Origin of the sequence: Halobacteriovorax sp. ZH5_bin.2 (genome assembly GCF_043196375.1) — a bacterium.
Lineage (GTDB): Bacteria > Bdellovibrionota > Bacteriovoracia > Bacteriovoracales > Bacteriovoracaceae > Halobacteriovorax_A.
Window position 1 is genome coordinate 109,692 of the sequence record NZ_JBEBMJ010000005.1, and the last position, 12,295, is coordinate 121,986.

Sequence of the window (12,295 nt, forward strand, 5' to 3'; positions counted from 1 at the left end):
CTTTCATTTTAATGGCAGTTGGAAAATAAATCACAAGATGTAAGAAAAGAAGAGAATGTTTAGCAGTTTAATTGAACAAGTTACTCAGATTACTGACCTGACTTTTTCGTGATAGCAGCATCAAGATCATTTAAAAGATCCATATTCTCAGGGGCGGTATTCTTAAGCTTTTCTTCTTCAAGGGCCTGGGCCTGTGCTTCTGCCTCAGCAGCAGCTTCCTCTTCAGATAAAGCAGCAACTCTTTGCTCTTCTAAGAATCTTTCATTGGCCTCTTTCATTACCTGGGCCTCTTTTTCACGAATCTCTTTCTTATGCTGAGTATAAATATCATTCACAAATTGGCGAAGGCGCATTTTCTCCTTTTCACCAATGGCATGAATTAGCCCTTGATACTTATAAGTATTGCCTTCTTTTTTATATATATTCCCTTCTTGAGGAATGATCTTTACTGCAAAATTAAAAGGATGAGTTAAGTAGTAATTCCCTAGTACAAGTTCTTCATCTAAAGAAAAGAAACAAGTCGATTCAGAAATTTCTACTAATTTAGCACCCCTAATAATTAAAGCATGACTTAGTGGTGACTTCTTACTAACAAAGTATTTTGGAGGGTTAAAGTAGCTTTTATTAAGTTTTGCATACTTAATAGGATCTTTCTTTCTTAAAGCAGCAATCTTCGTATTTAATTCTTGCTCTTCTTTCGTTAGGCGCTTTTCTTCTAATTGGTGCACCATTTGAGAAAGTACATTCATCCCTATCATTGTCGGATTCACAAGAGCGAATTGATAGTTAAACCTCTCCTGAAACTCTTTAGAAGTATATCTGTCACAATTGATAACGATAAAGTAAGGACTATTATCCCCTAGTTTTTTTATATTGCTTACTGCATTCTTTAAAATTTCATCTTGCTTTTGATGAAATTCTTCAACACTTTTTGCGATATTGGCCATCTGATCGACATCATGATTTTCTTTTGCCTCATCAAGCTCGCCTTCCTCACTAATAAACTCAGGGTAACAGTAAACAACAATGTCCGGATTTAGTCGTGATATATATGTGTAATCTTCATCAAAGTTTTCATTAATTCTAAAAACAAAGTCATATGAATCAATGAGTTTTTCATTAGTTTTAAAATAATGCATTTGAGGATCAACCATAAATAGCTTAGTGCGCTTTTGTGATCCATAAGAAGAATTATCATTAACCCAATGTTTTAGGGTCTTTCCAATTTTTAGCTTTCTATTTAACTCATTCTCATTTAAGTCTTCTACATTTAAACTAAAACTGCCATCCTCGCGCTTAGCTGGATCAACAAAGAGATACTCTAGCTCTGACCACCCGTTAGCACCATAGTAGATATTATCAAGGCCATGCTTGCGAGCAACAAAGTAATTTGTGTCCATTTGCTTCTTATCAAGGGCATGCTCGACTTCAACAATCCTACCTTCTTCAAGCTTATTATTACATTCAATATGCATTGAACTTAAGCCATAGAAACCAACACGAGCAATTTCTTTAAGCTTAATTGCGGCCTCTAATTTTGCAAGTGCAAACTCAGCAGAAACAGCATCTGCAGGAAAGCGTTGCTTATAAGGATGATAAACCACATCATGAATTTCAATCCCTTTAACAAAAACAAAATCAAAATGAACTGAAATCAACTTTTTCACATCTTTTAAACTACTTACGATTGCAACGACTGGTGTATTTCTAAAGAAATGAATTCTTTTTAAAACCATTCCTAAGTTATGGCCATGAACTTCATCTTCTTTAATGTCGATATAGATAATCGACGGAGCTAATTCAAAGAGATCAAAAATACATTCATTGATATTATTTGCATCGTAAGAAATCTGATGAAAACTTTTTTCTTCAGTTGGATACGTTTTGATATATACTTTTTGTAGGTCATCCCAATAACCAAGGTCCTTACCGAGATAAGCAATCTTCTTTGACACAATTTGTCTCCATTCAATTGATCTTATCTATATAATATCATGATTTAAAAAAGGAATACACAACATATTGGATTTACAGGGCTTTTAAGTTTGACACAAAAACTAAACATCAAAGTCATCATAATATTGACCATGATACTCGTCATTTTCCTTGGTAAAGAATCTTCTGACAAAATATTGGCCAACTCTAATTGTAGAAATGAATCCAAAGTTTTCAAGTTTAAGAATTGCTTGGTGGATTTCTTCGAGTGAAATTTGAAGCTTTTCAACTATTTCAGACATCGACATTAGTTGAGAGATACCATGTTCACGATATGGATTTGCTTTCGTCCATACACGACGATAAAGATACATCAAGATAACAATTTCAACTCTTGTTAAGCGATAATTAACAAGAATCTCATCAAAAAAGATATCAGGTATATCTGAGAACGTAGGAGTAGGATAAGAGTTCGCATCGATCTTACTTGAATCAACTTCTCTCTTTTTATGAGTTGCAATTATTGAATGTATGTCAACCATAATTCCTCCAAGAAGGATTTTCCTTCTTACATTATGGCATGAAATTTGGGTAGAAATCTAGTGCGTTATTTATTTAGGAGTTTTTTACCTAGCTCTTTTTCGGCCAAGGCCTTAATCGCCTTATTCCTAGAGACCTTAGAACGATGTTCAGCTAATTCATTTCTTATCTTTGTGAACAAGTCATAGTTTTTCAGTCGACTATCGTCCTCGAGACGACTAATCGAATTGATTAATTCAATTCGTAATTCGATACAATCTTTTTCAATAAGAGCATTCCTAGCATTTATAAAATTTAGAATCTTCTTATATTGGTTTTTTTTAATAGCAAAAAAAGAATAAAGTTCTTCACTAAAGCCAGCATTATTATAAAGAACAACTTCTTCAATTGAATTCATATCACTAATGAGATAATTTTCATCAAGTAGCACTATTTCACTTAAGGCCTGTGGTAGCTTGATATGATGGCGCTTTACAAGAGAGACAAATGTTTCTACAAATAGCTGACAGTCCTTACACTTTGAAGATTCATACTTTAGGTAATGAAGAGAAATTTTTCGCAGATCAAACTTATTAAAATTTTGATCTTCATTTATTTCAAAGCCTGTATTGATACTAAAGCGAATCGTTCTAAGAAGCCTTACGGGATCGTTAAAGAAGTCCTTATTGATATAATTAATTTTTTTATTTTCTATATCTTTTAGGCCCCCAAAAGGATCAATGATATCAATTTCGATCCTATCATCAACTACACTGAACTGTGCACCGATAGCATTAATTCTTATATCTCTTCGCTTGAATGACTGCTCGTAAGATAAGAAGCTTGAAAACTTAGGTGTAAAATTCTTATGGCCTATATCATCATTAAATTCTTCTAAACGTGCAGAAGAAAACTCAATTTCGGCTTCCCCAAGATTAATACGAAAGACTCCCATCCCAATATACTTGGCCTCAGGGAAGTTCTTTGTTAGATAATTAATCCATTCTTCACCTTCGTATTTTTGAAGATGTCTGATTTCAAAATCAAAGTCTGTCGATTTTTTTCTTAGATACCAATCTCTAACATTACCTCCAACGAGGCATAGTCTAAAACCTTTCTCCCAACCCTTTCTAATAAAAAGTTGAATTGAGTTAGGAATATTTGAAAGGTCATATTTCTTCATGATGTGATTTAAAGAAATGGATTGGCCTCTTTAGTAAGCATTTCAATGGTCTTTCTAATGCGAACTAGCTCTGTCGATTCCTTGTGGTAGACAATGTAGAAACGGTCATTAGAAACTTCAAACGCCTTTCCTAGAGTTTCAATTTCATCGCTATAGTACCAACGCTTTAGTACATGATTTGGAACAACTGCAATACCAAGCCCGCTCTTTACGGCCTGTAGCATATTTCCATGAGAGTTAATTGAGTAACGAACATTTACCTTCTTAGGCTTCTTACCATACTTTGCCACACACCAATTGTAGTAAAGACGATCACCTTGCTCGAAAAGTACCGTAGGCATCTTAGTTAACTCATCTAGAGATGTTTGTTCTGTAATATTAAAAGGGTTACCCTTTGGATAAACGAGAGTTACCGCCTCTTCACTTAGAAGAAGTTTTTCACCGGCCTTAGGCAGTGCACCTTCAGGGAGTACAAGAAAGTCGATCTTATTTTCTTCAAAACTCTTAATTAGATCTTCTTGAAAGCCTAGAGAAATATGAATTGAAAGGTCTTTTTCATTCTCAGCAAAAGTTAAGAGTTCATTAGCAAGCCAAGACTTCCCAACGCCAGTAAGAGTACCGATGCGTATCTTCCCCTTCATCTCATCCTTATTATCTTTGATTTGGACAAGAGTCTCATCCATATCGTTTAGAAAATTTGTAGCAAGCTCATAAAGCTTTTCACCTTCTTGAGTTAGAACAACCTTCTTGCCAGTCCTCTTAAAGGCCTTAACACCTATTTTTGTCTCTAAGTTCTTAACTGATTGCGAGATGGCAGATTGAGTTACATTTAAGTCCTCAGCTGCACGAGAGAAGCTTTCTGCACGGGCCACGGCCACGAGTGTTTGTAATTGGCTTGTTTCTAACATAATTTTAACCTTATCTTAAGTATAAGTTATAACTTATACCAAAAATGAACATTTGTAAATAACAACTCTGTCAAATAATTGTAAATTAGAAGAAAAACGTTACTCCAAAGGAATGGTTAGTAATAACTGGAGTAAGCAGGTTCATGAAAGATATTTGAAAGTCTTTATCTTTGTAAAGACTAAAGTTTACTTCTGCACCAATGATTGGAACAAAGTAGAAGTCACCAATATTTGCAAAGTACGCTCCTTCACTAAAATCAAAACCATTTTCATCAAAATGATAGAAGCCTGCTGTACCATTAATCTCAACATACTTATTGCGATAAAAGTTATAACTTTGGGTTACACCCCAAATGGGCTCACAGTACGAATTCTCCCCTACGAGTAGTCCAGTGGACCAGTCATAAGCATAGTTAAATCGTACTGAGTGCAATTCATTGTAAATGACTCCGCTTCCCTCTGATAACTCATTACAAAGAGGCCTAGCATTTGGACCTGTAGGCTTTTGTATATGTGGCGTAATCCCTCCATAAATATATGTAAGGTTTATTGCCTGTGCATTTGCGGCCATCAAGAATAGAGCGATTATAAGTTTCTTCACATGAATAGATGAAGCAATGATAGTGCCAATTTTTTTAAGGGTATTCAAAGACTTAGGCCGTCTAAAAAGTGAACAGATTTAACAGATCAGTTTAAAATTTGGTCACTTTTAGTCGGCCACAATAGAAAGATTTATTTTTTTGAAATTTCAATTATCGCAGTAGCAAGTGTTCTCTTATGCTTTCTCGTGTCTTCTAGAGTTAACCGAAGAGTTTCTCCACGCTCAACCATTTCAAGTTGTGCTGGATTTAGCGCGTAAGTGCCAAAGACAGAATCTTTTGTAAAACGCTCCTTACCAAGCTCTAGACGAATAACACGATTTCCATATCCTTTATCAATTTCAATATTATTTAAGTCACGCCCCTCTAAAGTGATCTCATCACCAGTTACAAGCTCTTCACTTACATCACCATGTTCAGTAATAAAGTCAGGCAGTATATAAACGATACTTTCATTTCCAATGTGTTCAGGGCTATAGGCATCTATGGCAACTCGTACATAGAAGTCGTCAGGAATTGATCCATCGACCCCCCGAAATATCAATCACACGCACACTTAATGATTCATCATCTTTTACACCAAAGTTACTAACACCCAGAGAAACCTTAGAATGAGCATGACTCCCCTCAATAACGAGAGCTCTCTTAGCATTATCATCATATTGATTGACCGCCTTTATATCCCTAATTTGTCCACTTAGTGCAAATGAGTTTAATGAAGTGATTAGTAAAAGAGTCGATGCGAGCTTCATAAGATTCCTTTGTTAGTTTTTTTTTAACAATAGCAAATCAAGATAATTTCTTTTGTAATTTTGAAAATAAGTTAGTGCTGTATTAAGTATGAACACTAAAGGAATTTCTACATCAAATGAAAAACCCCATGCTATCCATTGTATATTTATCAAATGATCAAACTTCAAAAATTATTCGTCACAACGCTTACACTACTTTCAACATCTATCTATGCAAATGACTGTCAAGAAATTCGTCTTGATCAGGGAGACAATGCCCCTTTTAAGAATTTGCCAATTCATGACCAAATGTATGGAAAGAAGAAAGATTCACAAATGTGTTACGCATTTGCAGGTTCGCAATTTATCGATGCAGTTATACAAAATGACTTAAAAGCAAGAGGACATATTACATCAGCGATTACAACAGCACTTCAAACAAAGCTATCTCCGACAAGAGCAAATGGCAGCAGTGTAAATCTACTCTCTAATATCTCTAGAGGCGCTGGCCGCTCAGGACTTGGAGTAGGACAAATTAATATTCTCTTTAAACAATTAAAACACGGCTACAGCTGTGATCAGAACTTTTTGACATCAATAGGAATTAAAGATCCAAATACATTCTGGGAACCATTCGTCTATGAATTTTATGCAAATAAATCAATTGAAAAAAAAGTCGAAACAGTGAAGAACGAATTAAAACTTCGTGGAGTTACTGAAGAGTTTTTTAATATAGTCGACGATAAAACGATAGGAGAAGCTGTTTCCAAAAAAGGCTTCTACTTAAGAGAACAAGTTATTTTTGAAAAGGTATGCGAAAATAATAAAATTGGACTTAACCTTCCAGAGCTTGAATATCTTGATTACTCTCCTAGTGATATTGGTTATAGTGAAACCGATGAAGAGTTTAAGCAACGTTTTCAAGTTGCTGAAGTAAACCCACAAATTATCCAAAATATTAGTTCAAGCCTTGAGTCAGGAAACCAGCTACCAGTGATCGTCGATATCTGTGCCGAAGTCTTAACAGAAAAAGAAAAGAGCTTTAAGCGCTCTCTACCTGCGATGAATGGAAGCTGTAGTAATCATTCTGTGCTTGTTATTGGCCAAAGAAAGGCCAAGGACAACTCATGTCAATACCTTGTTAGAAATAGCTGGGGCGATTATAAAAACTATGATCCGGCCTGGGAAGTTGATAAGAAGGGACAAATTTGGGTCGATGCAAAGACTCTTTCAAGTAGTGTATTAAAAGTCATTCATGCAAAATAAAAAAGGGCCGTATAAATACGGCCCTTCGAATATAAATCAATATTTTTAAATATCGGCTTAATCTTCGTTTGCTAGCTTCTCTTTACGTTCTTTCATAACTGTCTCTTGAATATTTGAAGGACAGTCAACGTATCTTGCAAATTCCATCGTGTATGATGCTTTACCTTGAGACATAGATCTTAGGTCATTTGAGTAACCAAACATTTCTGAAAGTGGTACTTCAGCATTGATGATAACTTCTCCACCTGGATCAGTTTCTGAACCTTGGATCATCCCTCTTCTTGATGAAAGGTCACCAATTACAGAACCTTGGAATTCATCTGGAGTTGTAACTTCAACTTTCATAACTGGTTCCATAAGAACTGGTTGTGCTTTGTTGATAGCTTGTCTCATCGCTTGTCTTGCAGCAATACGGAATGCCATATCAGAAGAGTCAACGTCGTGTGACTTACCGTCTCTTAGGAATACTTCACAGTTAATAACTGGGAATGCAGCAAGAGGACCTTTGTCCATAACGTCTTGGAAACCTTTTTCACAGGCACCGATGAATTCGTTAGGAATCGAACCACCTTTAATTTCGTTATTGAATTTAAATACTTGATCTTCTTTATCCTTGTCTTCTTCAGCAAGTGGCTTAAGTAGACCAACAACTTGACCAAATTGACCAGAACCACCTGTTTGCTTCTTGTGAGTGTAATCAAAAGTAGCTTCAGTTCTGATTGTTTCACGGTAGTTAACCTGAGGAGCACCAACTTGTACATCTGCACCGAACTCACGCTTTAGTCTTTCTACGTAAATTTCAAGGTGTAGCTCACCCATACCAGCGATACGTGTTTCACCTGATTCTTCATCTGTGTAAACGTGGAATGTCGGGTCTTCTTTAATGAATTTTGCAAGACCTTTAGACATCTTCGCTTGCTCGTTCTTATCCTTACAAGAAATCGAAAGCTCGATAACTGGGATTGGAACGTGGATACCTTCAAGAGAAAGGTTTAAGTTATCGTCGTTACCTACGAATGTATCCCCTGATGCACAGTCGATACCTACGATAGCAATGATATCACCAGCGTGAGCTGTATCGATATTCTCTCTATCGTTAGAGTTCATACGAACCATACGTCCGATACGTACTTTTTTACCAGTTCTTGTATTATAAACAGTATCACCTTTATTTAGTGTACCTCTATAGATTCTTGTATAAGTCAGCTGACCAAATTGCTCATCAGTGATCTTGAATGCCATAGCAAGTAGATCTTCTGCTGGATCTGGATTAATTGTAACAGTCTCATCTGTATCTGAATCAACAGCAGTTGGTAGTGCACAAGTAAGTGGTGAAGGAAGGTATCTTGCAACAGCTTCAAGAAGTGCCTGAACACCTTTATTCTTGAATGCAGACCCCATGTAAACTGGAGTAAGTTGAAGTGATTGAACACCTTTCTTAATACACATGTGAAGTTGTTCTTCAGTTGGCTCATTACCTTCTAGGTATGCTTCCATTACTTCATCATCGTATTCAGCTACAGCGTCAACCATTTCAGATCTTAGTTCTTCCATTTGCTCAACAAGTTCAGCTGGACATTCTTCGATTCTTACGTTTTCACCGTTATCACCATCAAAGTACATTGCTTGCTTAGTGACTAAGTCAACAACACCTGTGAACTGATCTTCTGCACCAATAGGGATTTGCATAAGAACAGCATTGTGGTTTAGTTTTTCTTTAAGTGCGTCACGTCCATTAAATGGGTTTGCTCCCATACGGTCCATCTTGTTTAAGAAAGCCATTCTTGGAACGTTATATCTTTTCATCTGTCTGTCTACAGTGATTGACTGAGACTGAACACCAGATACTGAACAAAGAACTAGGATTGCACCATCTAGTACACGTAGTGATCTTTCAACCTCAACAGTGAAGTCAACGTGACCCGGAGTATCGATTAGGTTTACACGAGTGTCTTTTTCAACACCATCAGCAAAAGTTGTCCCTTTACCGCTAATACCTTTCCAGTGTGCTGTCGTAGCAGCAGATGTAATTGTAATCCCTTTTTCCTTCTCTAGTTCCATGTGGTCCATAGTTGCACCAGCACCACCACCACGAACATCTTCGATCTTGTGGATCATGTCACAATAAAAAAGGATACGCTCTGAAAGAGTAGTCTTACCAGAGTCGATGTGCGCCGAAATACCGATGTTTCTCGTTTTCGCCATCAGCTTGTTGTTAATCATTCTTAACTCCGTTTTGAGGTTGTTAATATTTAATTGAGTCCAAATAAAAATGGATGACCAAATTTATATAGTATCGTTCATAAGTTATAATAATCAGTGTTGCATATTAGTGAAAAATGCCATTCAAGTCAACGAGTTATAAGGCTTTTTTGAGCTTAAAATAAAGAATATTTAAGTATTTATTTTTGACAAACATGTTGACAAAAAATGACCTAATTCTTAAAAAATCTTTCGCACAAATTAAAAGGAATAAACTGAATGTCTTCTCAACTTAGTAAACAAGACCTTTATGAGTCTGTTAAAACCCTTGTCGAAAGCGACGCGTCACGAATCCACCTTGGGCAACATAAATTATATACACTCTTCAGTGTTGCCTTCCAATATATGTTATTTAAGTCAACAAAAGAGGCCGGTGCTTATATTATTCGTGTTCAAGACGCAAAGCTTGCCCAAAAACTTGCACGTAAGTCAAAAGATGAGTCAACGCGTAAGTTCCTTACACAACTGCAAATCCCAAGAAAAATTAAGTATGGAAAATCAACTTTCTATTTAGATTTTTTTAATATTGCCAGCTGGAATATCACTAGAGATATAAACCCTGCCAATATCAAGGGTTCTCTTATTGTACGGGATACAAGTGAAGAGTCTCCAGTTAAGCAAATTATGGCACTACAAGCTGAAGCTGCTATGAATGAAGCAATTCTGGAAGGACAAGAAGACGCTCAAATTGATATTCCAGAGCTGCCAGAAGATTTCTACTTCACTCACCTTGTTGAGGCCGCGCCTAAGAATATCCTTATTGCGTTTGATGAGGTTATGGAAGAAGGTCTATTAAACGAGTATAACTTCGAAGCAATCAACTTCCCTTTCATCAAGAAAGAGATCCAGAAAACAATCTCTGGTGTCACAATATCGAAAGATCTTGATTGGGATAATATCGACGACTGATTAAATTGAGATATTATATGGGCCGGATAATTCCGGCCTTTTTACTGATATTAGTTTAACACACTAGTATTGGCATGAAAGTACTGATCCACACTAAAATCATAAGGGCGCACAATCGACATCCCATCAAGTAGTCCAACTAAAAACTTAGCGTATCCTTGAGCTGCATTGCCGCTTGAAATATTTGCAATGATATCGGCCATGTCAACTTGTTTAACAATTTGAGTACCAGCAGCTGTTGCGTCAGATTGCAAAACCGTTACAACTTGAGCACCATCATTGACCATATACACAAAGGTTCCAGGATTATTTGTTCTAAATGAACGATAAGACGTATAGAGAGTTATTTGATTAATCGTTGGATCTGTAATGTATGGGTAAATTAAATTATCAATTTCAGTAACGACAGAATCCTTGATTTTGACAAACATATGCTTAGTGCCGACTCCATCTTCTATGTACCTAATATGGCTAATAATCCCATTGGTATTTTCATAATTAGTCTGACTATAGTTGATACCGTTTACTTGTGCGTTCATTTCGTGAATTTGAATAGGTGCTTGCGAAGTTATCTCTCCACTTGTTTCATAAATTCTGCTTCTTAAATCCGTCACCATCGGATCCGGATTTATATCGTAATCTTCTACAAAGTAAAACGTTCCATTTTCCTCACCTAAAAAATGTGCATTTGATGTATAAAATCTTGACTCTGCAACTTGAGTGTCAGTATTGACACAAGTGAGATGGCTCCCCGTCGAAGCAGATAATTGAAAACAAAAATATGAATCATTAAATGCTAACTCATTTTCATTAAATCTCACATTAGAAACAGTACCAGGTAAAGACGAAACTTCTGTTATAACTTCGTCTTCTCCCATATGATAAATCGTTCGATTAGTAGATGAATAAATATAGAGAGAATTATTAACAACCATAAACTTTCGCGGATCAAGTCCCGCGGCTCCAGGTATATAATCATCAACAATTCTTGTTCCACTAACTGTGCCATCCGTCACCCATAGCTCAGGCCCATTTACAGCATCGCCTCCTCTAAAATACAGCTTACCATTGAAGGAGACATTTCGATCCTTCATGACTGGAGAGCTGTAATATGTATCCGTAACAGTTTTCAGCATTTTAGTTCCTGCAACTGTCGTATCAGTCACCCATAGATCATAAGTTGAAGCAGCAGATTTAATAATAAAGAATAATTGATTTCCAGCTCGATTTAAAAAAATTGGATCTGATTGGGTATCACCAAAACCAGGAATAGTTGCCAGAACATTAAAGTTATTATTCTTATCAATAAGAATGATGTCGTAATTTGGAGAATTAAAACCTGCTACAATAATACCATTAGAAAATGTGTAGTGGTTCCCTATTGAATCGGATGCCTGCGTATCAGTATTAGACATCTTCGAATAGGAAAAACTAGCATTAGGGATTTGAACCGTGTCAGCAGCTAAGCCTTCACTTAGATAAACTTCGTTGCCGGCCCCTGTGTTGTTGATCATTAAGAACGAGAAATTTGTTGTTGTAACAACCTTTCCTTCTCCATCACCTGAGGAAGAACCAGATTCATCCTCAAAATCAAAATCGACATGAGAAACACAAGACGTTAAAAGAAGGACAGACAAAATAAAAATTAAATACTTAATAGATACCTCAGCAGATAAACATGATATTTCTTTATCGAACTAAAATAAAAACACTTGAAGAAAATCTAAACTTTTTTCATTACGACATGTCTGAAAAACATTAATTATTTCCATCACTTATGTACTATTAAATGGTTGAGGTACAAATCTATACTTTAGCTAAAGAGAGTTTATTAAGGTCTCTTTTAGGTTGGTAACCGAATCACGCGAGCTGCGCTCTTTGATTCTTGAGTCAGTCAGCTCTGGCTCCTGCACTGTTGTGCATAGATATTCATTCAATATAAAATTATTTAACTCTTCAAAGAACTGTACCCGACTCGTCCAA

The 12,295-nt window shown here is 36.1% G+C and carries 11 protein-coding genes; 2 read left to right on the plus strand and 9 right to left on the minus strand.

Going from position 1 to position 12,295, the window contains the following annotated elements; genetic code table 11:
* Nucleotides 1-89: 89 nt before the first annotated feature.
* The 7 genes from ABMA76_RS13155 to ABMA76_RS13185 all read right to left on the minus strand — a co-directional run bounded on the left by ABMA76_RS13155 (nucleotide 90) and on the right by ABMA76_RS13185 (nucleotide 5,896).
* Nucleotides 90-1,955: a hypothetical protein gene (locus ABMA76_RS13155; protein WP_392911775.1), complete on the minus strand. Its 1,866-nt coding sequence runs from the start codon at nucleotides 1,953-1,955 to the stop codon at nucleotides 90-92.
* A 102-nt stretch (nucleotides 1,956-2,057) separates the two neighbouring features.
* Complete coding sequence (locus ABMA76_RS13160) at nucleotides 2,058-2,477, minus strand: hypothetical protein (protein ID WP_392911777.1); 420 nt, start codon at nucleotides 2,475-2,477, stop codon at nucleotides 2,058-2,060.
* 65 nt (nucleotides 2,478-2,542) lie between these two features.
* A complete protein-coding gene (locus ABMA76_RS13165) occupies nucleotides 2,543-3,637 on the minus strand; it encodes a hypothetical protein (RefSeq protein WP_393061817.1) in 1,095 nt (364 codons plus the stop codon).
* Nucleotides 3,638-3,645: 8 nt separating this feature from the next.
* Nucleotides 3,646-4,545: a LysR family transcriptional regulator gene (locus ABMA76_RS13170; protein ID WP_392860459.1), complete on the minus strand. Its 900-nt coding sequence runs from the start codon at nucleotides 4,543-4,545 to the stop codon at nucleotides 3,646-3,648.
* Nucleotides 4,546-4,630: 85 nt separating this feature from the next.
* A complete protein-coding gene (locus ABMA76_RS13175) occupies nucleotides 4,631-5,146 on the minus strand; it encodes a hypothetical protein (protein WP_392911780.1) in 516 nt (171 codons plus the stop codon).
* 131 nt (nucleotides 5,147-5,277) lie between these two features.
* The gene (locus ABMA76_RS13180; RefSeq protein ID WP_393061819.1) at nucleotides 5,278-5,688 is read right to left on the minus strand and encodes a hypothetical protein; all 411 of its coding nucleotides are present in this window, start codon (nucleotides 5,686-5,688) and stop codon (nucleotides 5,278-5,280) included.
* Nucleotides 5,654-5,896 (minus strand): hypothetical protein, encoded by a 243-nt coding sequence (locus tag ABMA76_RS13185; RefSeq protein ID WP_393061821.1) that lies wholly within the window; start codon nucleotides 5,894-5,896, stop codon nucleotides 5,654-5,656. Before ABMA76_RS13185 ends, ABMA76_RS13180 begins: the two co-directional genes overlap by 35 nt.
* Nucleotides 5,897-6,049: 153 nt before the next feature.
* Between ABMA76_RS13185 and ABMA76_RS13190 the strand changes: the two genes are divergently transcribed.
* Nucleotides 6,050-7,141 (plus strand): hypothetical protein, encoded by a 1,092-nt coding sequence (locus tag ABMA76_RS13190; protein ID WP_392911784.1) that lies wholly within the window; start codon nucleotides 6,050-6,052, stop codon nucleotides 7,139-7,141.
* A 57-nt stretch (nucleotides 7,142-7,198) separates the two neighbouring features.
* On the opposite strand, the gene fusA is transcribed toward ABMA76_RS13190, so the two are convergent.
* Nucleotides 7,199-9,364 (minus strand): elongation factor G, encoded by a 2,166-nt coding sequence (gene fusA, locus ABMA76_RS13195; RefSeq protein WP_392911785.1) that lies wholly within the window; start codon nucleotides 9,362-9,364, stop codon nucleotides 7,199-7,201.
* Nucleotides 9,365-9,622: 258 nt separating this feature from the next.
* On the opposite strand from fusA, the gene ABMA76_RS13200 reads away from it, so the two are divergent.
* Complete coding sequence (locus ABMA76_RS13200; RefSeq protein WP_392911788.1) at nucleotides 9,623-10,312, plus strand: hypothetical protein; 690 nt, start codon at nucleotides 9,623-9,625, stop codon at nucleotides 10,310-10,312.
* 50 nt (nucleotides 10,313-10,362) lie between these two features.
* On the opposite strand, the gene ABMA76_RS13205 is transcribed toward ABMA76_RS13200, so the two are convergent.
* On the minus strand, nucleotides 10,363-11,949 hold the full coding sequence (locus tag ABMA76_RS13205; protein WP_392911790.1) for a hypothetical protein: 1,587 nt from the start codon (nucleotides 11,947-11,949) through the stop codon (nucleotides 10,363-10,365).
* Nucleotides 11,950-12,295: the final 346 nt, after the last annotated feature.

Excerpts from the sequence above, each read along its gene's own strand:
- ABMA76_RS13160 (WP_392911777.1), bottom strand. The coding sequence starts at position 2,477 with ATGGTTGACATACATTCAATAATTGCAACTCATAAAAAGAGAGAAGTT.
- ABMA76_RS13165 (WP_393061817.1), bottom strand. The coding sequence starts at position 3,637 with ATGAAGAAATATGACCTTTCAAATATTCCTAACTCAATTCAACTTTTT.
- ABMA76_RS13170 (WP_392860459.1), bottom strand. The coding sequence starts at position 4,545 with ATGTTAGAAACAAGCCAATTACAAACACTCGTGGCCGTGGCCCGTGCA.
- ABMA76_RS13185 (WP_393061821.1), bottom strand. The coding sequence starts at position 5,896 with ATGAAGCTCGCATCGACTCTTTTACTAATCACTTCATTAAACTCATTT.
- ABMA76_RS13190 (WP_392911784.1), top strand. The coding sequence starts at position 6,050 with ATGATCAAACTTCAAAAATTATTCGTCACAACGCTTACACTACTTTCA.
- fusA (WP_392911785.1), bottom strand. The coding sequence starts at position 9,364 with ATGATTAACAACAAGCTGATGGCGAAAACGAGAAACATCGGTATTTCG.
- ABMA76_RS13200 (WP_392911788.1), top strand. The coding sequence starts at position 9,623 with ATGTCTTCTCAACTTAGTAAACAAGACCTTTATGAGTCTGTTAAAACC.